The sequence below is a fragment of the Streptomyces griseus genome (genome assembly GCF_900460065.1).
Classification (GTDB): Bacteria; Actinomycetota; Actinomycetes; order Streptomycetales; family Streptomycetaceae; genus Streptomyces; species Streptomyces griseus.
Genome location: NZ_UAVD01000029.1, coordinates 387,063 through 412,528, shown reverse-complemented (window position 1 = coordinate 412,528; position 25,466 = coordinate 387,063). Strand labels below are relative to the sequence as shown.

13 protein-coding genes and 1 pseudogene are annotated in these 25,466 nt (G+C 71.1%); 10 read left to right on the top strand and 4 right to left on the bottom strand.

The features are described 5' to 3' along the window. Positions 1 to 229: 229 nt before the first annotated feature. A pseudogene (locus DTB53_RS21660) lies at positions 230 to 895 on the bottom strand (DUF4394 domain-containing protein); the annotation flags it as partial. A 753-nt stretch (positions 896 to 1,648) separates the two neighbouring features. On the opposite strand from DTB53_RS21660, the gene DTB53_RS21655 reads away from it, so the two are divergent. The 8 genes from DTB53_RS21655 to DTB53_RS21615 all read left to right on the top strand — a co-directional run bounded on the left by DTB53_RS21655 (position 1,649) and on the right by DTB53_RS21615 (position 20,980). After that, positions 1,649 to 3,250 (top strand): DUF4331 domain-containing protein, encoded by a 1,602-nt coding sequence (locus DTB53_RS21655; RefSeq protein WP_012377955.1) that lies wholly within the window; start codon positions 1,649 to 1,651, stop codon positions 3,248 to 3,250. 98 nt (positions 3,251 to 3,348) lie between these two features. Next, positions 3,349 to 4,698, top strand: coding sequence for a tetratricopeptide repeat protein (locus tag DTB53_RS21650; protein ID WP_012377956.1), 1,350 nt, complete (start codon positions 3,349 to 3,351; stop codon positions 4,696 to 4,698). Then, a complete protein-coding gene (locus DTB53_RS21645) occupies positions 4,695 to 6,365 on the top strand; it encodes a nickel/cobalt transporter (protein ID WP_012377957.1) in 1,671 nt (556 codons plus the stop codon). Before DTB53_RS21650 ends, DTB53_RS21645 begins: the two co-directional genes overlap by 4 nt. Positions 6,366 to 6,950: 585 nt before the next feature. Further along, a complete protein-coding gene (locus DTB53_RS21640; RefSeq protein WP_012377958.1) occupies positions 6,951 to 7,598 on the top strand; it encodes a fasciclin domain-containing protein in 648 nt (215 codons plus the stop codon). 870 nt (positions 7,599 to 8,468) lie between these two features. Then, positions 8,469 to 18,902, top strand: a complete 10,434-nt coding sequence (locus DTB53_RS21630) for a non-ribosomal peptide synthetase (RefSeq protein WP_012377959.1) — start codon at positions 8,469 to 8,471, stop codon at positions 18,900 to 18,902. Further along, the gene (locus DTB53_RS21625) at positions 18,899 to 19,105 is read left to right on the top strand and encodes an MbtH family protein (protein WP_012377960.1); all 207 of its coding nucleotides are present in this window, start codon (positions 18,899 to 18,901) and stop codon (positions 19,103 to 19,105) included. The genes DTB53_RS21630 and DTB53_RS21625 overlap by 4 nt, the downstream gene beginning before the upstream one ends. Before the next feature lie 67 nt (positions 19,106 to 19,172). After that, complete coding sequence (locus tag DTB53_RS21620) at positions 19,173 to 20,183, top strand: daunorubicin resistance protein DrrA family ABC transporter ATP-binding protein (RefSeq protein WP_012377961.1); 1,011 nt, start codon at positions 19,173 to 19,175, stop codon at positions 20,181 to 20,183. Continuing rightward, on the top strand, positions 20,180 to 20,980 hold the full coding sequence (locus tag DTB53_RS21615) for an ABC transporter permease (RefSeq protein WP_012377962.1): 801 nt from the start codon (positions 20,180 to 20,182) through the stop codon (positions 20,978 to 20,980). Before DTB53_RS21620 ends, DTB53_RS21615 begins: the two co-directional genes overlap by 4 nt. Before the next feature lie 408 nt (positions 20,981 to 21,388). Here the strand turns inward: DTB53_RS21615 and DTB53_RS21610 are convergent, their stop codons facing one another. Further along, positions 21,389 to 22,354 carry a pirin family protein gene (locus DTB53_RS21610; RefSeq protein ID WP_003964546.1) on the bottom strand — a complete coding sequence of 322 codons (966 nt, stop codon included), beginning with the start codon at positions 22,352 to 22,354 and terminating at the stop codon, positions 21,389 to 21,391. Between the two features lie 149 nt (positions 22,355 to 22,503). Between DTB53_RS21610 and DTB53_RS21605 the strand changes: the two genes are divergently transcribed. Together DTB53_RS21605 and DTB53_RS21600 are read left to right on the top strand one after the other, a co-directional pair. Beyond that, entirely contained in the window at positions 22,504 to 22,869 is a 366-nt protein-coding gene (locus tag DTB53_RS21605; RefSeq protein ID WP_012377963.1) for a tetratricopeptide repeat protein, read from the top strand. A gap of 112 nt (positions 22,870 to 22,981) precedes the next feature. Continuing rightward, on the top strand, positions 22,982 to 23,644 hold the full coding sequence (locus DTB53_RS21600; protein ID WP_012377964.1) for a hypothetical protein: 663 nt from the start codon (positions 22,982 to 22,984) through the stop codon (positions 23,642 to 23,644). 164 nt (positions 23,645 to 23,808) lie between these two features. Here the strand turns inward: DTB53_RS21600 and DTB53_RS21595 are convergent, their stop codons facing one another. Continuing rightward, the gene (locus tag DTB53_RS21595) at positions 23,809 to 24,513 is read right to left on the bottom strand and encodes a TetR/AcrR family transcriptional regulator (RefSeq protein ID WP_012377965.1); all 705 of its coding nucleotides are present in this window, start codon (positions 24,511 to 24,513) and stop codon (positions 23,809 to 23,811) included. A gap of 33 nt (positions 24,514 to 24,546) precedes the next feature. Further along, positions 24,547 to 25,338: an SDR family oxidoreductase gene (locus DTB53_RS21590; RefSeq protein WP_370454214.1), complete on the bottom strand. Its 792-nt coding sequence runs from the start codon at positions 25,336 to 25,338 to the stop codon at positions 24,547 to 24,549. Positions 25,339 to 25,466 lie beyond the last annotated feature (128 nt).

Here is a 25,466-nt window from a genome sequence, read left to right as displayed (position 1 = left end):
TTGCGTATGGCGGGTGAGCCGCATCAGGTCACCCTTGAGCTCAGCGGTGATCACTCGGCCGAGGCAGAGTTGCATCGTCTCGTAGCCGACCACTACCAGCGCTTCCTGCCTGGGCAGGCGCCGCCCCAAGGATCCGATCTTTCGGAGTTCGTTGCGGGACTGCCTGTCGAGGGTGCGTAACGCGAATCCGTGCGTCCGATGGCACGTCGGCGAATCAGGAAGTGAGTCTGTTTCCGGTCGGGGCAAGGGTGCCGGCGTTGGCGGGCGATTGCAGGGAGACCCGGTCGGCCATGGTGTCGATGTCGAACAGGGTCGTCGCGGTGGCGGCGTTGAGGTCGTTGTTGGTGTAAGCGGCGCCGGTGACGCCTGTCGCGGTGGTGGGCGGCGTGATCGGGTTGGTGAGCGTGCCGTCGGTCGTGGTGCCCAGAGGGGCGGCGCTGTCGTCGATGTTGTGCCGCAGGTTCTGCCCCGTGTTGCTGATCACGCGGAGCCGGTTGGCCGCCGGGTTGAAGTCGACGCCGAACTTGCCTGCGAGGGCGACCGTGAGCTGGGAGACCTTCGTGGCCCTGGCGTTGGCCGTGTTGAGGGTGTAGACGCCTCCCCTGTCGCCGACGCCGTAGAGCTTCTCGTCCTGGACGCGGAAGTCGATGCCGACGACCTTGGTGTCACCGCGCAGGCCGGACACCCTTCCGTTGTCCGTGGTCCTGGCGGGCCGGTCGACGGTGAACTCGACCAGGCGCTGGTCCGCGGTCAGCCCGACGGCGGTGAGCGCCTTGTGCCCTCGGTGGTTCATGTCGTGTCCGTCGCGGCCGTCCGCGGATGCCAGGGCCGGAGCGGACAGGGCGGCGGCTGCGGCGACCGAGACGGCGGCTACGGCGGTTCTACGCGTACGCATGGTGCTCCAAGGGAATCGTGGCGTCCCGCGGAATGGTGAGCGGGTTCATGACGGGTTCGGAGCCGGGGCATCCGCGGATGGGGAGATGCTCGGAAAGTCACCCCATTGGAGTCATGAACCGGGATGAGCGGCGATCACTTGCGGGCCGGAGGGGGGACCAACGCAGGGCGGAGACCGGCGAAGCCGACGGCGGCTCCTTCCGGACTCCGCCTTCTTGCAGCGGCTGCACACTCCGACCATCCATGCGGCGGACCGGACGCCTCTCGGCTTCCGAATATCCGACGAACGCGATACGCCGACGGAGCGAATTCTCGCGATCCCACTCTTGCGAATCACTTGCAATAGTGGGGTCGTAACCCTTTCGGCCCAGCGGCCCAGGACTGTGTCGCCCCAATTTTTCGCGGGATGTCCGTCGCACCGATTTCCCGTCCCACCGGCCTTTTCTCCCTCCGTGGGTCGCTCGGCTGCCCCGCGGATCGGGCCCGAGTGTGCGCGGGAGGTGCTTTCGACGTGCTTGTCTACGGCTGCGCGGCTCTTTGACGCGTCATTCCTCCATGCGCGGCCCTCCCACGCGCAGATCTTCGACGAGGGACCAGGTCACGGATCACTCCGTTGATCCGCCCCATTCCCGTCACCCGGTCAGGGCGAGCCTTCCCGCCACTGCTCCGAAACGCCACACCACTCATCCGCCCACCCTCGCTTGCGTATGCCCTCACACATGCCGGGCGGGGAACAGCAGACAGAAGGAACAGCGTGAAGGATTCTCAGTCAAAGCCCCGCTCACGGCGCGTCCTGGACCGGTCCCTGCTCGTCCTCGGTACCACCACCCTGGCCGCGGGACTCGGAGCGATGACCCTCGCCCCGGGCCTCAGCGCGGCCTCCAGCCACCGCGAGGCACCCCTGATCGCCGGGGACCCGCGAGCGGACAACACCGACGTGTACGCGTTCACCAGCCCCGACAAGGCCGACACCGTCACGATGGTGGCGAACTGGATCCCGATGGAGGAGCCCAACGGCGGACCGAACTTCTACGCGTTCGGCGACGACCTGCGCTACAACATCAAGATCGACAACACCGGTGACGGCGTCGCCGACGTCACCTACAGCTGGCGCTTCCGCAGCAGCTACCGCGACGACGCGAACCAGTTCCTCTACAACACCGGGCAGGTCACCTCGCTGAACGACCCGGACCTCAACTTCCGCCAGGTCTACGACCTCGTCGTCACCACCGGAGGAAAGAGCCGCACCGTCCTGCGGGGCGTCCCGGCCGCGCCGTCCCGTACGGGCCAGGCGTCGATGCCCGACTACGCGGCCCTGCGGAAGCAGGCGACGTTCGGTCTGCCGGGCGGCGGCAAGACGTACGCGGGCCAGGCCGAGGACCCGTTCTTCGCCGACCTGCGTGTCTTCGACCTCCTCTACGGCGGCGACCTGAGCGAGCGCGGGCAGGACACCCTGGCCGGCTACAACGTCAACACCATCGCCATCCAGGTCCCGAAGAAGCAGCTCGCCCTGAGGGGCGACTCCTCCCGCAACCCGGTTATCGGGGTGTGGTCGACCACCGAGCGTGCGGGCGTCACCGTCAACGACTCTCGTGACGCGAAGGTCAACAAGCAGTGGAAGCAGGTGTCCCGCCTGGGGAACCCGCTGGTCAACGAGGTCGTCGTCCCGCTGAAGTTCAAGGACGCGTTCAACACCCTCAACCCCAGCCAGGACCGCACCGTTCAGCCGGTCGTCGACAAGGTGTACGACCCGATCCTGCCCAAGCTCATCCAGCAGGTCTACGGCGTCCCGGCCCCCAAGACGCCCCGCAACGACCTCGCCGAGATCTACCTGACGGGCATCTGCAAGGTCTGTGGTCCGATCAAGGCCGACCTGAACGCCCACCGCCTCAACAAGGACGCGGTGCTCAGGAAGATCGTCCCGGCGGAGGAGCTGCGCCTGAACATGGCGGTGCCGCCCACCGCCAAGCCCCAGCGGCTCGGTGTCCTCGCGGGCGACCTGGCCGGCTTCCCGAACGGGCGCCGCCTCGCCGACGACGTCATCGACATCTCGCTTCAGGCCGTCGAAGGCGCCGCCCAGACCGGCGTTCTCGTCCCGGCGCTCGCGGACGGCGACAAGGTGGACACCAACGAGGTCCCCTTCGGCACCTCGTTCCCCTACGTCGCACTCCCCCACACGAAGAACGTGAACCGCGGCCCCGGCGCGACCGGCCGCAGTGCCGAGCAGACCGCTACGGAGAACACCGCGGCGAGCACCGCCGTCCAGCCCACCCGAGCGGCGGCGCTCGCCGGGGCCGGCGCGCTCCTCCTCGGAGTCGGCGGCTTCCGCCTTCGCCGCCGCCGCAAGGAGAGCTGAACCGGCCCCAGCAGAACACGGATCGAGGCAACGAAGGTGTCCGGGCCGTGGAGCACCGCCACGGCCCGGGCATCGCCGAACCAGGGGGAGGACCTCTCGTGCACCCGGACCACAACACACCCACGTCCACTCCGCCGCCTGCCCCGTCGCGTGGAAGCCGACGGCTGTGGAACATCGTGATCACCATGGCCCTGGGCGCGACGATGTTCGCCGCCGGCGCGGTCATGCTGACCCCCGGCGCGAACACCGCGCCTCGTACCGGCCACGGTCGGACGGACGAGGCGCCCCGCGGGTCGATCGAAGCGCTCCAGGCCCGGGTGGCCCGGCTCCCGAAGGATCCCGGCGGCTGGGCCGCCCTGGGGATGGCCTACGTCCAGCAGGCGCGCAGCACCGCTGACCCGGCCACCTACGACCGGGCCGAGAAGGCCCTACGGACTTCTCTCTCCGTGCAGGGCGAGGGCAACACGGACGCGGAGACCGCCATGGGCGCCCTGGCAGCGGCCCGCCACGACTTCCCCACCGCGCTGCGCTGGGCCCGCAAGGCCACCACCAGCGGGCCCTACAGCTCCTCCGCCTACGGAGTCCTCGCCGACGCCCATACCCAGCTCGGCCACTACGACGAGGCCGACGAGGCCGTCCAGAAGATGACGGATCTCCGTCCGGACGCCGCCTCCCTCGCTCGCGCCTCCTACGCCTTCGAGCTCAAGGGAAACACCACCCGTGCCCGCGCCCTGATGCAACGGTCACTGGCGGCAGCGGCCACCCCGGCCGACAAGGCTTTCGCCCACAGTGTTCTGGCGGGGCTCGACCTCCAGGACGCGAACCCCCGCGAAGCCCTGGCCAGGACGCAGAACGCCCTCAGAACCGCCCCGACGGATTCGGCCCTCCTGGAGACCCGTGCCCGCGCCTACCTGGCCCTGGGCGACACCACCAAGGCCGTCGCCGACTACAAGGCGGCCATCGCGATCGCGCCCCTCCCGCACTACCTGTTGGGCCTGGGCGAACTGGAGCAGGCCCTGGGGCACCGCGAACGGGCGGCGGAGAACTACGACCTGCTGCGCGCTCAGGACCGTATCCGGGAAGCCGCCGGCGACCCGGCGGACACCGACGCGATCCTCTTCGAAGCCGATCACGGCAACCCGCGACGCGCTGTGGCCCTGGCCGAAGGGACCCTCCGCAACCGCCCCTTCGTCGCCGTCCACGACGCGTACGCCTGGGCCCTGCACCGAGCCGGCCGGGATACCGAGGCCCTCGTCCAAGCGGACAAGTCCCTGGCCCAGGGCACCCGCAGCGCGATCTTCCGCTACCACCGCGCCGCCATCCACCACGCCCTCGGCGACCCGGCAGCGGCCCGCCGCGATCTGACCGAGGCGCTGCGCGAGCCGGGCTTCCACCCCCTGCACGCCCGCGCCGCCCGCGACCTGCTCCAGCGAATCGACACTCCATGAACAACACCCTGCGCCGAACCCTCACCACCCTGGCCGCGGGCGCCCTCGTCGCCGTCGCGAACGTGGCGTCCGCGCCCGCCGCCACCGCCCACCCTTTGGGCAACTTCAGCGTCAACTACCACACCGGACTCGTCCTTCGGACCGACCGGATCGACGCCCACGTCGTGGTCGACCATGCGGAGATCTCGGCCCTCCAGGAACGCTCCGCCATCGACACCGATCACGACGGCAAGGTCAGCGACGACGAATCGCGCGTCCACGCCGAGAAGACCTGCTCGGACCTGAGCGGGCAGCTCCACCTGAGCGTGGGAGGTACCCAGGCGGAGTGGAGGCGGTCCTCGGCCACCCTGGTCTACGAGAACGGGGAGGCCGGTCTCAGGACCAGCCGCCTCACCTGCTCACTGACCAGCCCGGCCGACCTCACCGAGCGCGCCGGTATCCGGGCCGAAACGGACTACGACACCAGGCGCGTCGGCTGGCACGAGATGACCGCTACCGGCCAGGGCGTCAGGATCACCCGGACCGATGTACCGGCGACCTCCACCACCCGCGAGCTGCGCCAGTACCCGGCGGATCCCCTCGCCTCCCCACTCGACCAGCGCTCGGCGACCCTGCGCAGTGAGCCCGGTCAGGGCCATGCGGCCGTCCCGGCGGTGGTGGCGGACCTCCCCGGCGCGGGTGTGATCGGCGGGGTGCTCGCAAAGGTCACCGGGGCCTTCGACTCGCTCGTCGGCGCCCGGGAGATCACCCTGCCCGTGGGGCTGCTGGCTCTGTTCCTGGCGCTCGTCCTCGGAGCATCCCACGCGGCAATGCCCGGCCACGGCAAGACCATCATGGCCGCCTACCTCGCGGGCCGTCGCGGCACCAGGCGGGACGCCCTCACCGTCGGGGCCACCGTCACCCTGACGCACACCGCCGGCGTCCTGGTCCTCGGCCTCGCCCTGCCCGTCTCCACCCATCTGGCAGGAGAAACCGTCCTGATGTGGCTCGGAGCCGCCAGCGGGCTCCTCGTCACCGGCATCGGCCTCTGGCTCCTCACGGGAGCAGTCCGGGGCACGCCGCAACACAACCACCATCACCACGGCCCGGGTCACAGCCACAGCCACAGCCACAGCCACAGCCACAGCCACGATGACCACGGCCACCACCATGATCACGACCACGGGGACGACAGCCCTCACCACCACGGACCCGTAAGCCCAGCTTCCGCACGCGACAGCACGCCGGCCGGGGGACTCCGGGCCACTCCCGCGGTCGCGACACTCACCCCGCCGGACCACGAACACCACCCGGCCAACACGTCGACGGCTCCTCGGGACGCTCAACGTACAAGCCGTACCGGCCTCATCGGCATGGGCATCGCCGGCGGCCTCGTCCCCAGCCCCTCCGCCCTCGTCGTGCTCCTCGGCGCCGTCGCCCTGGGGCGTACGGCCTTCGGCGTGCTCCTCGTCATCGGCTACGGATTCGGCATGGCCGCCACCCTCACCCTCGCCGGACTCCTCCTCGTACGCCTGCGCGAACGCATCGAGAGCCATGACCGGGCCCGGACCTTCCGCCACAACCCCGTGCTGAGGAAACTGGCGCGGACCGGACCCGTCATCACCTCAGTCCTCGTCATCGCCGTGGGCCTGGGTCTGATGCTGCGGGCAGCCGCCGGAACCGGCTGATTCCTGTGGATCGTCGCACCGGGCAACCCGCGGTGCCGAGAACACGAACGGCCTGTGCGAAGCGAGGGGCACGCCACCATGTCTCGGATGCCTGTCGCGGGGCGCCCAGGAGAGTGACGCCCCGCGACAGCTGTCTCCCGCGGGCCTTACCACCGTGGGAGACAGGTGAGGTTCCATCCCCGATGGAAACCTCGGCGTGTGCGGTGCTTCCTCCTAACAGCCGCTCACATCGGGTATTCGCCACCGCCAGGACGCCGGATTGGTCAATGCCTGCACAACACCCGGTCGGGCTAACCTCCGAGCGGACGATCAGACGCCAGGGTGCGACCGGATGAAGTTTCCTGCCTTCCGACCAATCCGTCTTCGCGGCGGCTCCGAACAGCAGACATGACGATCAGAGCCACCCAACCGATCCGCCGCACTGCGGACGTCGCCCCCGACCCGCCTCGCGGACGAGCGCTCTGACCCGAGTCGCCCCGCACCGGGGTGACACCTGAACTGAAGTCAGCACTGCCGGACACGGTGCCGATTCCTACCTGTCGTCGAACACGCAGTGCTACCAACCGAACACGCAGGAGATATTCCGTGACTGCCTTCCGTTACCGCCGCGCCGCCCTCGCCCTCACCGCGGCGACCGTCCTCCCCCTCGCCCTGAGCGCCTGCGGGGGCGGCGGTTCGTCCGACACCGCCGACAAGGCCGCGAGCTCCGCCCCCGCGGAGGAGAAGTCCAGCGCACCGGCCGAAGGCACCCCTGCGGACGGTCCGTTCGGACCGGCCTGCGCCTCCGTCCCGAAGGACGGTGCGGGCTCCTTCGACGGCATGGCCCAGGACCCGGTCGCCACCGCGGCCTCCAACAACCCGGACCTGTCCACCCTGGTCACCGCGGTGAAGAAGGCCGGCCTCGTCGACACCCTCAACAACGCCCAGAACATCACGGTGTTCGCGCCGACCAACGACGCCTTCGCCAAGATCCCCAAGGCCGACCTCGACAAGGTCCTGGCCGACAAGGAGATGCTCACCAGCATCCTCACCTACCACGTCGTCGGCGAGAAGCTCTCCCCCATGCAGCTGGAGAGCGGCACCTACGACACCCTCCAGAAGTCCCCCCTCACCACCAAGGGCTCCGGCGAGAACTACACCGTCAACGACACCTCGAAGGTCGTCTGCGGCAACGTCCCCACCGCCAACGCCACCGTCCACATCGTCGACACCGTCCTCATGCCCAAGAGCTGACGCACACAGCACGGCGAGGGAGACCTCGAACGGGCAGGGCCCCGAGTCATCTTCACCGACTCGGGGCCCTCATCATGCCCGGCGCCGCTCAGGGGCGCACGGTGCACAAGGCGAGCAGGCAGAGGTTGAATCCCTGGGTGTTACTGGGGCCGGGGTGACCTCCGGTTCCGGAGTCGCCGACCGTGCAGCGAGCCAACAGGCAGAGGTTCCCTCCTTGTATGCCGCGGTAGAAGGCGGCCGGTCCAGGTGCGGCCGCCTCGCCGGGCACGGCCTGGGCCTGGCGGGGGACGGCCTGGGGAGAGGGGGCCGCAGATGCCACAGGGGCGGCCGCCAGCAGCGTGGCACCGACCAGGGCTCCTACGAACTGCCGGCGCAGAGCGGGTACGGGAAGTTTCACAGGGTTCTCCAATTCTGATGGGGAACAAAAGATCCGGAGAGACGTCCGGACACTGCCTTCTTCGGTGCGACACCGCCTTCCGGATGGGCCGTGGGCGTATATCCGCCAGGCGTTTGGCTCATACGCGCCAGCGAACTGCAAAAAGCGTCCGCCGCGACGTGTCGTGCGTCACTTGGGCAATCCGAGGCTGCTGTGACTTCGAATCACTTGTGTGACAGCCCACTTGGGGTGATGTCAGCTCCGAGGAGGCGGTCTGTGTGCATCAGCCCATCAAAGTGAATGCTTCACGTTCGCGATGCGCAGGAGTTCAATGCCCGGCAAGTGCCTCAGCCGACGTGCTGACACACGTATAGACGCGCATCGGCCACCCCCGCCGACGACAGCCGTCGTCTCCCCCTCCCGTCAAGTTCCGCCCTGCCGTACCCGCGCCCCGGCGCTGACGTCGCAGGCATCCCCCACCGAGGTGAATTCGCGTGACCGACGTACCCCACAACGGAACTCCGGCGGGCACCGTGCGCCTGACCGCCGCTCAGCGGGGAGTCTGGTTCGCGCAACGGCTCGCCCCGTCGGACCCCTCGTACAACATCGCTGAGTACGCGGACATCAAAGGCCCGGTCGACGCCGGGCTCCTGAGCCGGGCCGTCAACCGCACCGCGAGAGAGATGGAAGCCCTGCGCAGCACTTTCGGCGAGCTGAACGGGGTTCCCTTCCAGCGGGTGGAGGAACGTGCCGCGCTGACCGTGCCGTTGGTGGACCTCTCCGACGAGGAAGACCCGTACGGCGAGGCTCTACGGCGCATGCGGCTCTGCCTGGCGGAGCCCGCCGATCTGTCGGCGGGCCCTCTGGTCCGGGTCACCCTCTACCGTCTCTCTCCCTCGCACCACCTCTTTCACCAGCAGGTCCACCACGTGGCGCTCGACGGCTACGCCGCGGTCCTGGCTCTCTCCCGGATCGCCGAGGTCTACACCGCGCTCGCGCTCACGCCGGGCACATTGCCCGAGCACCGTCCCGCGGCTTCCCTCGCAACGATCATCGAGGAGGAGGACGCCTACCTGGCCTCCGAACAGGCCGTGGAGGACGAGCGGTTCTGGACGGCGCACCTCGCCGGAGCCCACCCGCCCGAGGCCCCGGCGGGGGCCGGCGACGGGAAGACGTACGGGACGGTGTCGGTGCGGCGCGTCTACAGCCGGGTGGAGACTGACCGGCTCAAGGCAGCGGCCAAGCGGGCCGGGACCGGGTGGCCGACGTTCGTCATGGCGGCGCTGGCGCTGTGCCTGCACCGGGAGAAGGGGCTCGGCGAGGTCGTGCTCGGCCTGCCCGTCACCGGTCGCCGCACTCCGGCCGCGCGGTCCACGCCCACCATGCTCAGCTCGATCCTGCCGATGCGGCTCTCCGTCTCCCCCTCCGACCGCGTGAGCGATCTGGCCCGGCGGGCCTCCGCTGAGGCGAGGTCGGTACTCCGGCACCAGCGCAGGCCTGCGGAGGCTCTGCGCCACCAGTCGGGGCTGACCGGAACCCGGGCTCCGCTGACCGGGCCGTCCGTCAACATCCTCGCCTTCGACGACACCCTGCGTTTCGGAGCCCACCGGGCCACCCTGCACAACCTGTCGATCGGCCCGGTCGAAGATCTGGCGGTGGCGGTGCACGCCTCCTTCGGTGACGGCGGCCTGGACATCGACCTGCTGGGCAACGCGCAGCTCTACGGCCGACAGGACCTGGTGGGGCCGCACGAGCGGCTCTGCCGCGTGCTCGACGCGTTCGTGGCGGACCCGGAGCGCAGCATCGGGGCTCTGAGCCCTGTCGACGAGGACGAACAGCGCCAGGTCCTCGGCCTCGGGGCCGCCCGGCCGTCGAGCGATGACGCGGCGATACCGGCTCCCCTGTCCGAACTCTTCGACCGGCAGGCGCGGGAGACCCCGCACCGCACCGCCGTCGTCTGCGACGGCGCGACGCTCACCTTCGACGAACTCAACCGGCGGGTCAAGGCCCTGGCGGCCGAGCTCAGCGCCCGGCGCGCCCGCCCGGGCACCCGCGTCGCGGTGGGCCTGCCCCGATCGATCGACCTGGTGGTGGCGATACTCGCCGTGATGCGGACGGGGGCGGCCTACCTGCCGTTGGACCCCTCCTATCCGGTGGACCGGCTCGCCTTCATGATCGAGGACTCACAGCCGGTGGCGCTGGTGGCGACCGCGTCATCGGCGCACACCATCGATCCTCACGCCTCGATCCCCCGTGTCGACCCGGGTACGGTCCAGCTCGGCACGGTTGAACCTGTCGGGGTCCCCGGGCCCGAGCTCCACGACGCCGCCTACGTCATCTACACCTCCGGTTCCACCGGCAGGCCCAAGGGTGTGGTCGTCGAGCACCGGTCGCTGAGCAACCTCCTGGAACACCACCGGCGGGAAGCCCACCACCTGGCCGAGGAAGCCCTGGAACGACGGCTGCGCGTGGCCCTGAGCGCCGCGACCTCCTTCGACGCCTCCTGGGACCCGGTTCTGTGGATGGTCGCCGGACACGAGCTGCACGTGATCGCGGACGATGTGCGCCGCGACCCCCAGGCCCTGGTGCGGTACCTCGTCGACCACCGCATCGACGCGATCGAGACGACCCCCACCTATCTGCGGCAGATGATGACCGCGGGCCTGCTCGCCTCGGGGACCCACCGGCCACGCGTCATCGCCCTGGGCGGCGAACCGGTCGACGAGGGGCTGTGGGAGGAGCTGGCAGCCGATCCCGACCTGCTGGTGTTCAACTTCTACGGCCCCACCGAGACCACCGTCAACGCCGTGACCGCCAGGATCACCGGCCGCTCGCCGGTGATCGGACGTCCGGTGGCCGGAGCCGGGGCCTACGTGCTGGACCCGTCACTGCACCCGTTGCCGCGCGGGTCGGTGGGCGAGCTGTATCTCGCGGGTGAGGGCCTGGCCCGCGGTTACGCGGGGCGGCCAGGGCTCACCGCGGAGCGCTTCATGCCCGATCCCTTCGGAGTTCCGGGGGCACGGATGTATCGCACCGGTGACCTCGCGCGGTGGGACGCCGACGGTTCCCTGGAGTTCCTCGGACGCAGTGACCGGCAGATCAAGGTGCGGGGCGTACGGGTGGAGACCGGGGAGATCGAGGCCGCACTGCGCTCCCTTCCCGGCGTCGACGACGCCGCTGTCGCTCTGACGACCGCGCCCGACGGACCCGAACGTCTCGCTGCTTTCCTCGTGGCCGGTCCCGATGCCCCCGCCCATGCCCAGGCACGCGACACGGTCGCCGCTCTGCTGCCCGGACCGTTGGTTCCGACCGCCTGGGCGACGGTGGAGCGGCTTCCTCTCACCCCCAACGGGAAGCTCGACGTGGCGGCTCTGCCTCCGGCCGTGCCGGTCGCCTCCGACGGCGGCACACCGCGCTCCGCTCAGGAGGCCCGGATGTGCGCGGTGTTCGCCGCGTGCCTGGGGGTGACTCGGGTCGGCCGGGACGACGACTTCTTCACCTTGGGCGGGCACTCCTTGCTGGCGATGCTGCTGATCGGCCGGATCCGCGGTGAGTTCGGCGTGGAAATTCCGATCAGTGCCCTCTTCGCCGCGCCCACCCCGGCCGGGCTGGTGGCCGCACTGGGCGAGGCGGGCGCGGCCCGGCGTCCGGTGGCGGCATTCGTCCCACGCCCCGAGCGGATCCCGCTGTCGTTCGGGCAGCAGCGTCTGTGGCTCCTGGAGAGCCTGGGCGACGCGGGCACCTCCTACCATCTGCCGGTGGCTCTGCGCCTGCGCGGTCCTCTGGACCGAGACGCCCTGGAACTGGCGCTGCGCGACATCGTGGAACGGCACGAGGCGCTGCGCACGGTCGTGACGGCCGCCCCGGAGGGCCCCCACCAACGCATTCTGCCGCCGCAGCGGATTCCGCGTCCGCTGCTGCGCGTGATGCCCGCCGGTGAGCCGGCGGCCCCGGACGGCGTTCCCTTCGATCTGGAGCGCGAGATCCCGCTGCGCGCCCGGCTGTTCTCCGTGAACGCCGAGGACCACGTCCTTGTCGTGACCTTGCACCACATCGCCGCCGACGGATGGTCCATGGGACCGCTCATGCGGGACCTGTCCGCCGCCTACGGCGCACGCCGTGCCGGGCGAACGCCCGGCTGGGACCGGCTGCCCCTGCAGTACGCGGATTTCGCGCTGTGGCAGCGTGACCTGCTCGGCGCACCCGACGCACCGGACAGCCTCGCCCGCCGCCAGCTGTCCGCCTGGGCGGACTCTCTGGCCGGGCTGCCGGAGGAGTCGGTCTTCCCGGCGGACCGGCCGCGTCCGGAGCGGCCTTCGGGCCGGGGCGGCGCCGTGCCCGTGCAGATCACCCCAGACGTCCACCGGATGCTGGTCGAGCTGGCCAGGGTGTCCGAGGCGAGTTCCTTCATGGCGCTGCACGCCGCGCTCGCCGGTCTGATGTCGCGGCTGGGCGCGGGTGAGGACATCGCCATCGGCACCCCGATTGCGGGACGTACGGACGAGGCTCTCGGCGAACTCGTCGGCTTCTTCGTCAACACGCTGGTCCTGCGGGCGGACGTCTCCGGCGCGCCGTCGTTCCGTACGCTCGTGGGACGGGTGTCGGAGTCCGACCTGGCGGCCTACGCGCACCAGGACATCCCGTTCGAAAGGATCGTCGAGGAGCTGGCGCCGCCGCGCTCGCTCGCCCGCCATCCGCTGTTCCAGGTGATGCTGAGCCTCAACAACACACCCGGGCCCCGCCCGCACCTGGACGGTCTCTCGGTCAGCCGCGCCATGTCCGTCGGCCGGACGGGCTCCAAGTTCGACCTCAGCTGGGACCTGTCCGAGCAGCATGACGAGGAAGGCCGCCCGCAGGGGATCACGGGTGAGCTGGAGTACGACGAGGACCTCTTCGACAAGGCGACGGCGGAGCGGTTCGTCGAACACTTCACCCGCCTCCTGAGCGCTCTGCTCTCCGAGCCGGACCGTCCGGTGGCGGACCTCGACTTCCTCACCCCGGCACAGCGCGCCGCAGCACTGGACGAGCTGCCGCGCACCACGACAAGGCCGCTCAGCGCGACCACAGTGGCGGTCGGCGGAGACTGGACGGTGCTGGACGTCCTGGCAACGCGCGCGGCCGTCCAGCCGGACCGGACCGCTGTCGTCGCCGACGACAGCCGTCTCACCTTCGGTGAACTGCGCCTGCGCACCGATCGGCTGGCCGCCTCCCTCGTGGACCGCGGAGTGGGACCCGGTGACCGGGTGGCGGTGGCGCTGCCGCGGACCTCCCTCGCCGTCGTGGCACTGCTGGGGATCCTGCGGGCCGGCGCCGTGTACGTACCGCTGGACACGGCTCAGCCCGCGGCCCGTTCCGAGCTGGTTATCGACACGGCCGCCCCGCGCCTGGTGCTCGCCACCTCCGCGACCAGCGCGGTTCTCCCGGACACGGTCGACGTCGTCCTGCTCGACGGAGCCGGGCAGGAGGCCGCCCTTCCTGCGGCAGGTCTGCCCGCGCCGCCGCGCGGCCGGGACGCCGCATACGTGCTGTACACCTCCGGGTCGACCGGGCTGCCCAAGGGCGTCGTGGTCGAACACCACTCGCTGGCCGCGCTGTTGGCCCATCACCGCGACCGGCTCATGGGCCCGGCGGAGGCAGCCAACAACGGACTGCCCCTGCGGGTGGCCCACACGGCCGCGATGACGTTCGACGCCTCCCTGGACCCCCTGCTGTGGATGATCGCGGGCCATGAACTGCATCTCGTGGACGACACGACGCGACGCGACCCCGAGGCCCTTACCGCTCTGCTCCACGAACGCGCGATCGACGTCGTGGAGACCACTCCCTCCTATCTCGAACAGCTCCGCGCGTGCGGCCTGTTCGCCCCCGGTCGCCCTCGGCCACGGGTGCTCGCGCTGGGCGGGGAAGCCATACCGCCCCCGCTGTGGCGGGAGCTGGCGGGCCTGTCCGATGTCACTGTGTGGAACCTGTACGGGCCCACGGAGACCACCGTGGACAGCGTGATGGGCCGTGTCCTGCCAGGCGTGAGGCCCCACCTCGGCCATCCGGTGACCGGCGCCCGCGTCCTGGACCGGCGGCTGCGGCCGGTCGCCCCCGGAGTGACGGGTGAGCTGTACGTGTCGGGCCCGGGCGTCGCGCGCGGCTACGAGGGCCGTTCCGCCGCGACCGCGGAGCGCTTCCTGCCCGATCCCCACGGAGTACCGGGCTCACGGATGTACCGGACCGGGGACCTGGTGCGCCGGGTCGAAGGCCGCCTGGAATACCTCGGCCGGGCCGACGGGCAGATCAAGATCCGCGGTTTCCGGGTCGAGACCGGCGAGGTCGCCTCCGCTCTGGACGCGCACGAGGACATCGCGCGGTCCGCCGTCGCGGTCCGCTCCGACGCCGGCTCGGGAGAGGCACAGTTGGTCGGCTGGGTGGTGCCGGCCGGTCATCGAGATCTGTCCCCCCGGGAGTTGCGCTCCTTCGTGGCGCGGCGGCTGCCCGCCCACATGGTCCCCTCGCTGATCGTCCCCGTGGACTCCCTTCCGCTGACCGCGCACGGGAAGGTGGACTTCTCGGCACTGCCGTCGGCCGCACCGGCGGGGAGTCCGGAGGAGACGGGGCGGGCACCGCGCTCGGCCCCGGAGGAGATCCTCTGTGCTCTGTTCGCGGAGAGTCTGGGGCACGAACAGGTTTCCCCGGACGACGACTTCTTCGAGCTGGGGGGCCATTCCCTGCTGGCGACGCGTCTGGTCGGTCGTATCCGCTCCGCGTTCGGTGTCGAGCTCCCGGTTCGGGCACTCTTCGAGTCCACGACCCCCGCCGGGCTGACCGAACGGCTCGCGAAGGCGGGGGGCTCGGCGCGGCCCGCCCTGCGCCGGACACGGCACACGGAGCAGCCGCCGCTCTCCCCGGCGCAGGAACGCCTCTGGTTCCTGCACCAGCTGGACCCCCGGGCAGCCGCCTACCACATGGCATTCACCGTGCGGCTCACCGGCGCCCTCGACCAGAACGCTCTCCGGAGCGCTCTGGGTGATGTGCTGACGAGGCACGAGAGCTTGCGCACGGTCATCGAACCCGCTGGCGGTCGCCCCTGCCAGCGGATCCTCGCACCCGGTGACGCGCGGCCGGAACTTCCGCTCGTGACGGTGGTCGACGAGACACACCTCGGCGGGGCCCTTCGTGAGGCCGCGGCCGAGCCCTTCGACCTGGAGCGGGACGTGCCCCTGCGGCCGGTCCTGTTCCGCAGTGCGGCGGACCGGCACACCCTGCTGGTGACCGTGCACCACATCGCGGCGGACGGCTGGTCCATGGGTCCGCTCGCTCAGGACCTGGCCGGCGCCTATGCCGCACGGACGGCCGGCCGCGCGCCGAGCTGGAACCCGCTGCCGGTCCAGTACGCGGACTACACCCGGTGGCAGCGCGACCTGCTCGGCGACTTCACCGATCCGACGTCCACCGCGTCGGCCCAACTCGCCTACTGGGAGGACCGGCTGAGTGCCGCCCCGGAGGAGACGGCCCTGACCGCCGACCGCCCCCGGCCGGCCTCGCCGAGCGGTCTCGGAGGGACGGTAGCGGTCCGTGTACCGGAGGAGACCATGGCCGGTGTGGCACGGCTGGCGAAGTCGACGGCCAGCAGCACCTTCATGGTGCTGCACGCTGCCCTGGCGGCCCTGCTGCACCGGATGGGGGGCGACAGCGATGTGCTCATCGGCACCCCGGTCGCCGGGCGGACGGATGAGGCACTCGACCCGCTGGTCGGCTTCTTCGTCAACACGCTCGCTCTGCGGACAGACCTCGGCGGCAACCCGGACTTCACGGAGCTGCTGTCCCGGGTACGGGAGACGGACCTCGCCGCATACGCCCACCAGGAACTGCCCTTCGAACGGCTGGTGGAGGCCGTCCGGCCGACTCGGTCGCTCTCTCGCCACCCCATCTTCCAGGTCATGCTGACCCTCAACAACCACCGGCCGCCGCGCCTGGACCTGCCCGGCCTCCAGGCCAGGCTGGAGGCGGTGGACACCGGAGGCGCCAAGTTCGACCTCTCCTTCTCCTTCACCGAGCGGGCGTCGGCCACCGGGGACGGGAGCTGCCTGGACGGAACGCTGGAGTACAGCCGCGACCTGTTCGACGCCGATACGGCCGTACGGATCGCCGAGCGCTTCGCCCTCCTCCTCGCTGACGCCGTAGGTGATCCCGGCACGGCCATCGGCGATCTGCCACTGGTCGGCGCCGAGGAACAGCGACGCCTGCTGGCCATCGGCGAGAGCCGTGGCCCGTCCATGGCCGACCCCACGCTTTTCACGACGGTGCTGGACCGGTTCGCGGCCACAGTGGCCTCGGCGCGCAGTGGCGACATCGCGGTGACCGCCCCGGACGGCAGCCTCTCGTTCACTGAGCTGGACGCCCGCTCGGAACGTATCGCCGAAGTGCTCCTACAGGCTGGTGCGGGCCAGAGGGATCCGGTGGCCGTGCTGTTGCCGCGCTCCGCCGACTCCATCGCCGCCCTTCTCGGCGTGCTCAAGGCAGGAGCCGTCTACGTACCGGTCGACGGCTCCCTCCCGCAGGGCAGGATCGACGCGGTACTGGCCGACGCCCATCCGCACACCGTGCTCACGGCCGACGGCACGCACGACCTGGCCCGGGGCCATGGGCGTCGGCTGAATCTCTACTCCCCCGAGTGCGCCGCCACGCTTTCCGACGGCCCCGCGCCTGTGCGGGAGCAGAAACGACCGGGCCCCGGTGAGCCGGCCTACCTTCTGCACACCTCGGGTTCCACCGGCCGTCCCAAGGGGGTTCTGGTCGGCCACGGGTCCCTCGCCCGGCTCCTCGAACACCACCGCCGTCGTGTCTTCGCACCCGCCGTACGGGCGGCCGGAAAGCCGCAGCTCAACATCGCGCTGACGGCCGCCCTGTCCTTCGACGCCGCGTGGGACCCGGTGCTGTGGATGATCGACGGACACCGGCTCCATGTCCTGGACGACCTGACACGACGCGACCCGGAAGCCCTGGTCCATGCGGCGCGTGTCCACGGGTTCGACGTGCTGGAGTCCACGCCGACACACGTCCGTCAGCTGCTGGACGCCGGGCTGTTCTCCGAGGACGGTCCCGCTCCGTCCGTGATCGCGCTGGGCGGCGAAGCCGTCCCGGCTGCGCTCTGGGACGACCTGCGGTCGCAGCCGGGGCTCACGGCCTGGAACTTCTACGGCCCCACCGAGGCGACGGTCGACACCCTCACCGCGGACCTCCGGGCGGCCGATCGGCCGGTGCTCGGCTCCCCGGTCGACGGGACCTCGGTACGGCTCCTCGACGACCGGCTGCGGCCGGTTCCGGTCGGGGTGGCCGGCGAGCTCTACCTGGCCGGCGACAGCCTGGCTCTCGGCTATCAGGGGCAGCCCGCGGAGACGGCGACCCGGTTCGTGCCCGACCCCCACGGCCCGTCGGGCGCACGGATGTACCGCACCGGGGACCGGGCCGTTCGGAGGTCCGACGACGCTCTGGAGTTCGTCGGCCGCGCCGACGGCCAGGTCAAGGTACGCGGCTTCCGGGTGGAGCCGGAAGGAGTCGCCGCTGTTCTGACGGAGCATGCGGACGCCGCCCAGGCGGCGGTGGTGGCACATGGCGAAGGCCCCGGGGGTTCGCGGCTCGCCGCCTACATCGTGCTCACCGAACGGTCTGCCGCACCGGCCCGGACCGCCCCCAAGGGCCCCGCGGATGCGTCCCGGTCCGAGGCCGACCGGCTCAACGCGATACGGGAGTACGCGGCCGCCAGGCTGCCCGCATACATGGTCCCGTCCGGCTGGGTCGCCCTGGACGCCATCCCCCTGACCCCGAACGGAAAGCTGGACCGGGCGGCCCTGCCCGCACCACGGGCGGACGCGGGCAACGGGCGCAGCCCCCGCAACCCCCGGGAAGACGTGCTGTGCACGTTGTTCGCCGAGACGCTGGAGCTCGAACGCGTCCTCATCGACGACGACTTCTTCGAACTGGGCGGGCACTCACTGCTGGCGGCCGGGCTCATCCGTCGCATCCGTGACGCACTCGGGGTGGACGTCAGCATCCGCAGTCTGTTCGAGGCTCCCACGGTCGCCGCACTGGCGGAACGCATCGGCGCCGGTGTCCAGGACAACCCGCTGGCCACCCTGCTGCCGCTCCGCACCAGGGGCACCCTGCCCCCACTGTTCTGCGTCCACCCGGCGGGCGGGCTCGCCTGGGCGTACGCCGGGTTGCTCCCGCACCTGGAGAACGACCGGCCGCTCTACGGGCTCCAGACCCCGAACCTCGACGGCACCCGGCCCTTCCCGGACAGCATCGAGGCGATGGCCGCCGTGTACGTGGCAGAGCTGCGAGCCGTCCAGCCACACGGCCCGTACCACCTCTTCGGCTGGTCCTTCGGCGGCAATGTCGTCCAGGAGGTCGCCGTACAGCTCCAGGAGGCGGGCGAGGAGGTGGCCCTGCTGACGATCCTGGACGCCTTCCCGCTCGCCCCGCTGGACGACCTGGACCGTGCGAGCCGGGACACCGTCTTCCGCGCCCTCCTCTCCAACATGGGCGTCGGCCAGGAGGCCCTGGCTGGGGACGGGCCTGTCGAGGCAGGCGACGTACGTGACCAGTTCCGTGCGAACGGGAGCCCTCTCGGAGCGCTGGAACCGGCCACGATCGACGCCATGGTCGACAACTTCGCCGGTCAGGCCCGGCTGATGCGCAGGTACACGCCCCGTGTGTTCCACGGCCCGGCACTGTTCTTCACCGCTGCCGAGGGCCGCCCCGCGGACACCTTCGACCTGTCCCTGTGGAACCCCTACATCACCGGTCCCATCGAGAACCACGACGTGGCGTGCGCGCACGCCCAGATGATGCAGCCCGCCGCGCGGGAGCAGATCGGCACCACCGTCACGGCCGTACTCACGGCATACCAGCACACCGAACGAGGAGACCTGTCATGACGAACCCCTTCGACGACCCCGACACCCAGCACCGCGTCCTGGTCAACGACGAGGGCCAGCACGCCCTGTGGCCGTCGTTCGCGGCGGTCCCGGCCGGCTGGGACGAGGTCTTCGGCCCGGCCGGGCACACGGCCTGCCTGGAGTACGTGGAGGCCCACTGGACCGACATCACCCCCAGGAGCGCCCGCGTGCGGGTGGCATGACCCCGGATCCGGCCCCGCACCGGCGCGCAGGGCACCCGTGCTGTGCACTCATCTACGAGAGGCGTCCATGACCTCCCCACCGACCCGCCCGGCCATACGGGCCGAAGGACTCACCAAGCGCTTCGGGAAGAAGCAGGCGCTGAACGGTGTGGATCTGGAAGCGGCCCCCGGCACCGTGCTGGGGGTCCTCGGCCCGAACGGCGCGGGCAAGACCACCGCGGTGAGAGTCCTGTCCACACTGCTGCGGCCCGATGGCGGCCGCGCCTGGATGGCCGGTCACGACGTCCTCGCCGCCCCCGAGGCCGTGCGCCGTGACCTCGGTCTTTCGGGGCAGTACGCCGCGGTGGACGAGAAGCTCTCGGGTCGGGAGAACCTCTACCTGGTCGCGCGGCTCTACGGGTTCGGGCGGCATGCCGCCCGCCGCAGGGCCGGTCAATTGCTCAGCGACTTCGATCTGGAGGACGCGGCCGACCTGCCGAGCAAGACGTACTCAGGGGGGATGCGCAGACGTCTCGACCTGGCCGGCGCCCTGGTGGCGCGACCGCCCGTGGTGGTGCTGGACGAGCCCACGACCGGGCTCGACCCCCGAGGCCGGGCCGACACCTGGCAGGCCGTCAGGAGTCTCGTCGCCGAGGGCACCACCGTGCTGCTCACCACCCAGTACCTGGAGGAAGCGGACCAGTTGGCCGACGCCATCGTCGTCATCGAGAGCGGCACGGTGGTGGCCCGCGGTTCCGCGGCCCAACTCAAGGCACGGGTGGGCGGCGAGCGGCTCTCGCTCACCGTCGCGGAGCCACGGCATCGCAGCACCGCCACAGAGATCCTGGCCACGCTCGGCGAGCACCTCCCCGACCTGGACCAGCGCACCGGACGCCTGACCGTCGCCACCGACCACGGAGCACGGAGCCTGGAATACGCCTTGAGCCGCCTTCGGCTGGCAGGAATCGTCGTCCAGGACGTGGGGTTGGCGCCACCGACCCTGGACGATGTGTTCCTCTCTCTCACCGGCCGTCCCATCGCGCCGGACGGAGCAACGGCCTCTCCGGGCGTCGCGGTCGTCGGCGGAGGTGCGCGATGACAGCGGTCCAGCGGCTGGGCCGCGACTCCTCGATCATCGCCTGGCGCAATCTCTTGAACCTGCGCCGGACCCCCGGGTCGGTCATCGCGGCGCTCGTGCAGCCGGTGATGTTCGTCCTGCTGCTCGCCTACGTCTTCGGTGGCAGCCTTGGCGGGGCCGAATACCGGACGTTCCTCATGGGTGGCATCTTCGCCCAGGCCGTCACCTTCAACTCCGCCTTCACCGCACTCGGACTGGCCAACGACATGGACAAGGGCATCGTGGACCGCTTCCGCTCCCTCCCCATGCCCGCCATGGCCGTGCTCCTGGGGCGGACTCTGTCCGACCTGACCATGAGCGCGGTGACCCTGGTCGTCACCTCCCTGTGCGGCCTGCTGGTCGGCTGGCGCATCAGCGCCTCACCCGCCGAGGCCCTCGCGGCTTACCTGCTGATCCTGCTCTTCGCCTTCGCCATGTCCTGGGTGGGGGCCGCGATCGGACTGATGGCCCGCAGCGTCGAGGTCGCCCAGAGCGCGGGGCTGATATGGCTGTTCCCGGTCACTTTCGTCTCCGCCGCCTTCGTGTCCCCGCACACCATGCCCGGCCCGCTGCGCACCGTGGCGGAGTGGAACCCCGTCTCCGCCACGGCCACCGCGGTCCGCGGACTCTTCGGCAACCCGCCGCCCAGCGGCCTGCCCACCAGCGACGCCTGGCCCGTCGTGCACGCGCTCCCCTACTCCGCGGCCTGTGCCATCGTCATCACCGGCGTGTTCATGCTCCTCGCGCTGATCCGCTTCCGGCGCATCACTCTCGGATGAGTCGAGCGGAGGTGACGACGCACACCCCGATGCCGGTCGGTGCAGCGTCACAGGATGGCGGGCACCCGCGCTCGCTCATCGTCGGCGCGCACCGGAACAGGGTGATAACCATCTCGACGGCGGTCGTCGACGGCGGCATGCAGTTCCGGCCGCCCCGAACGGCCCGCTCCTCCGTGAGGAATGTCGACTGGGGAAGATTCGGGCGACGTGGACGGTGAGTTGTCCGCCGACCTAGTCGTTGCTGCACGGGTCGTTGCAGGCGTCCCAGGCGGGAGGGCCGGGGACCACGCACGCCCGGCACGGGCACCCGGGGTTGCCCGTCCCTAGCGCAGGACAGATGCGAATCGGACGGTCGGCGTAGCCGCCGCCAGCGGAAGCACGGCCGTCCTGCCTTAGAGTTTCCCCAGGTCAGCGCACCCGCCCGCGCGGTTTCAGCGGAGTAGTGGGCAGCTCCGGGGCAGACAGGCGGGCACCGTCGTAGCCCCGCACCTCACCGAACCGCGAGCCCTCCTCCCAGTCCTTTCGCGCCTGTGCGATCTCCTCACCGGATCGGGCGATGAAGTTCCAGAACATGACCAGCTCCTCTTCGAACGGCTCGCCGCCCAGGAGCATCAGCCCGGCGTCGGAGACACCGCGCAACGGCAGTTCGGTCCGGCCGCAGCCGAGGTAGAGCATCGAGCCGGGCAGCACCGGTACGCCGTCGACCTCGGCCTCGCCCGACATGGACAGGACCGCGTACTCGAAGTCGGGATCCAGGGGCAGGCGGGCCTCGGCGCCGCCGGCCAGGGCCATGTCGGCGCCGACGATCGGGGTGTACGCGGTGCCGGGCGAGGCCGCACCGTCCAGTTCGCCCAGGATGACCGTGGCGGTCACACCGGGGGCGGTCACGACGGGCAGGTCCGTGTGGTGCTGGAAGTGCGGCTCGATGTTGCGGTGCGCTTCCGGGAGTGCCACCCAGAGCTGCGCCCCGTGCAGCAGCCGGGCGTGCTCCTTCGGGCTCTCCTCGGAGTGGCTGATGGCGCGGCCCGAGGTCATCAGGCCCAGTTCGCGGGGGCGTACCGTCTGCAGGCTGCCGAGGCTGTCCCGGTGGAGGACTTCCCCCTCGTGGAGCCAGCTGACGGTCTGGAGGCCCATGTGGGGATGGGGCGGGACCTGCATTCCGGGCTCGTCTGCGATGTCGTCGGGGCCGTAGTGGTCCACGAAGGCCCAGGCGCCCACCATGCGCCGGCCGAGGTTGGGCAGCAGACGGCGGACCTCGGTGCCCTCGCCGAGCTGGACGCGACGGGGGGCGAGAAGCTCACGGACGGGCTCGGCGACGACGAAGCCGCGCCCTCCGCAGACAGAGGGCGTGGCCTGGCGATCGAGATTGCTCATGGCGCTCAACCTATTCCCGTAGGGGGCGTGGGGAGCCGGGTCCCACGCCAGAAGATTAGTGGAATGTTCAACCATTGTGCGGTGTTGTCATGGCTGAACGTACGGCGGGGCGGCCCCTGGGCCGTTCCGCACCACACGAAGGAGGACACGTGAGCGAGACCGAGACCTACTACGAGTTCGGCACCGCCGCCGACCGGTGGGACCGGGCGCAGATGTTCTTCGAGGCCAAGGAGTACCTGACGGCGGCACGGATCCTGGGCGGACTCGTCGGGGAAGCGCCGGAGCAGGTCGCGCCGCGGCTGCTGCTGGCCCGCTCCTACTACCACTCCGCCCGGCTGGTCAAGGCGGAGCAGGAGCTCCGGGTCGTCCTGGAGCTCGACCCGGTGGAGAGCTACGCACACCTGATGCTGGGCCGGACGCTGGAGCGCCAGGGGCGGGGCGCCGACGCGGCGCCGCACCTGCGGATCGCCGCCGCCCTCACCGGCGACTTCGGCCCCGGAGACACGGGCTCCTGAGCCGCGCCGCGCCTCCTCCGGCCGGGCCCGCACCACTCGGTGCGGGCCCGGTCTCCTTTACCCACCGGTACGAGCATCGGACAATGGGATCTCCAGGACGAAGGGGTGGAAGATGCACGGACCCAGGAGCTCCGCATTAGGCCGGGCGCGGTCTGCCGCGCTCATCGGGCTGGCGGTGGCCGTTTCGGCCGGCTGCTCCGGAGGCGGTGACGGGGAGAACCGCGAGGCGGCGGAGCGGACCGCCCGCCCACCGGGCACCCACAGCTGGACCAGCAGGCCCTGCGACCTCCTCGCTGGCGAGGCGCCCGCCGAGGGCTTCACCCTCGGCAGCACCACCGACTCCGCCTCCCCCGACTCCCAGGAGGACATCGGCGAGAACGGCGCGCGGCCCCTCTACCGGCAGACCGGCTGCCTCGCGGACCTGAAGGCCCCCGACGGCACGTTCTGGAAGCTCAGCACCAGGGCCTCGGTGTACGAGGAGACCGAGGCCGCCCGTCGCGCGTACCGCGTCAAGCAGAACCTCGACCGGGCCCACGGACGCGGGCCCGAGAAGGTCCACGACGCCGCCTACGTGCTGTCGGCCGACGACCAGGGGCGTCCCGGCCGCACCCTCCTTCTGTGGAACGGCGACCTCGTGCTCACCGTGTCCGCGTACGCAGCACACGGGAGCACGGAACACGCTGTGCGGGAAGACCTGGACCGGATCGTCGACAACGCGGCACGCCGCACGGAGGACGGCCTCCGCGATCACGGCGCCTCCTCCCCCGCGGCGTGACAACGGCCTCGCCCCGCATCCCGCCCTCTGCCCCCGCACCCGGCAGCCGACAGCCGACAGCCGACAGCCGACAGCCGACAGCCGACAGCATGGTGTCTGACGCTCCGGGGTCCGGCTTCCTCGACGACCGCACGGCGGCCCGGGAGCCTCGCCCTCGGTCCGGTTCAACCGTCCGACCGGGCGTTCGCCACCCGGTCGAGCCACTCCTTCATCAGCGCCGCCTCGGCGGTACTCAGGCCCGCCCCGCGCTGCTGCCGCAGCAGGGCGCTCAACCGGGCCGCCGCCGTGGGGACTTCGGCGTCCGGCGGGGTGCGGGGCGAGGCCTCCGGCGTGAGCACCGTCGCGTACAGCGCGTCGCGCACCCGGTGGGAGACCTCGTCGTCGAAGGTGGCCGGGCGGGAGACGAGCATGAGCGCCACCCCGACATTGGCCGACATGATCATCTGGGCGGCGAGCTCGGGCGCGACACGTATCCGGCCCTGGGCCGCGGCCCGTTGGAGGTCGCCGGTCAGGATCCGGTGGGACTCCAGCGCCGCGGCGGGCGGCGTGCGCATCGCCGGTGAGTTCATCAGCCGGTAGAGGTTGCGGTTGTCGAGGGCGAAGGCGACGTGACTGTCCCACCCCTGGCGCAGATCCTCCACGGCGTCCGTCGTCTCGCCGCGTTCCCGCTTGGCCGCCAGATACCGCTCGAAGCCGTGGTCGACGACGGCCGACAGCAGGCCCTCCTTGTCGCCGAAGTGACGGTAGAGGGCCGGGGCGCCCACCTTCGCCGCCTCGCACACGGCGCGCGTGGAGATGTCTCCGTCGGGAGACTCCCTGACCAGGGCGGCGGCCACTTCCAGGATGCGTGTCCGGGTACTCGTACTCACCGGACGGACGCTATCAAGCGGCACGGCGGGCGCTCAGGCGATGCCGCCGTTGGCCCGCAGCACCTGGCCGTTGACCCAGCGGGCCGGGCCGGCGAGGAAGGAGACCACCTCGGCTATGTCCTGTGGGGTCCCCAGCCGCTCCAGCGGCGGCTGGGCGGCCATCCTCGCGACGGTCTCCTCGTCCTTGCCGTCCAGGAACAGGGCGGTGGCGGTCGGCCCCGGCGCCACGGCGTTGACCGTGATGTCACGGCCGCGCAGCTCGCGGGCGAGGATCGGGATCATCGCCTCGACGGCGCCCTTGGTCGCGGCGTAGGCACTGTAGCCGGGCAGCGCCAGGGCCAGCACCGAGCTGGAGAAGTTGATGATGGCCCCGCCCTCGCGCAGCCGGCGCGCGGCCTGCTGGCCGACCACGAACGTGCCCCGGACATTGGTGCGGTACATCCGGTCGAGCGTGTCGAGTTCGAGCTCGGCAAGTGGGGCGAGCGCCATGACCCCGGCCGCGTGCACCACCACGTCGACGCCGCCGAACGTCGCCTCCGCGGTGTCGAAGAGTGCCGCGACGGCGACCTCGTCGGCCACGTCCGCCTGCTGGGCGACGGCCTGTCCGCCCGCGTCGGTGATGGCGGCCACGGCGGCCTCCGCCTCGGTCCGGTTGCCCGCGTAGTTGACGACGACCGCGAAGCCGTCCGCGGCCAGGCGCTCGGCGCTCTCGCGGCCGATGCCCCGGGATCCCCCGGTGACCACGGCCACCCGAAGCGGCGACTCACCGGCGGGTGCGGACCGCAGGGCGACGGGTGCGGGCGCGGATGCGGGCTGCTCGGTCATGGCGCGTTCGGTCATGGCATAGCTCCTGGCGACGGGGGTCGCGGACGTTCCGCGAAACCCGATGGAATCAACGCTAACATCAAGGCGATATCAGCGCTACCCCACGAGCGCAGCGACGCTCACGGCCA

Bases quoted from the DNA above. Each gene is read 5' to 3' on its own strand.
- DTB53_RS21600 (WP_012377964.1), top strand. From the start codon at position 22,982: ATGCACGGACCCAGGAGCTCCGCATTAGGCCGGGCGCGGTCTGCCGCG.
- DTB53_RS21645 (WP_012377957.1), top strand. From the start codon at position 4,695: ATGAACAACACCCTGCGCCGAACCCTCACCACCCTGGCCGCGGGCGCC.
- DTB53_RS21615 (WP_012377962.1), top strand. From the start codon at position 20,180: ATGACAGCGGTCCAGCGGCTGGGCCGCGACTCCTCGATCATCGCCTGG.
- DTB53_RS21610 (WP_003964546.1), bottom strand. From the start codon at position 22,354: ATGAGCAATCTCGATCGCCAGGCCACGCCCTCTGTCTGCGGAGGGCGC.
- DTB53_RS21590 (WP_370454214.1), bottom strand. From the start codon at position 25,338: ATGACCGAGCAGCCCGCATCCGCGCCCGCACCCGTCGCCCTGCGGTCC.
- DTB53_RS21625 (WP_012377960.1), top strand. From the start codon at position 18,899: ATGACGAACCCCTTCGACGACCCCGACACCCAGCACCGCGTCCTGGTC.
- DTB53_RS21620 (WP_012377961.1), top strand. From the start codon at position 19,173: ATGACCTCCCCACCGACCCGCCCGGCCATACGGGCCGAAGGACTCACC.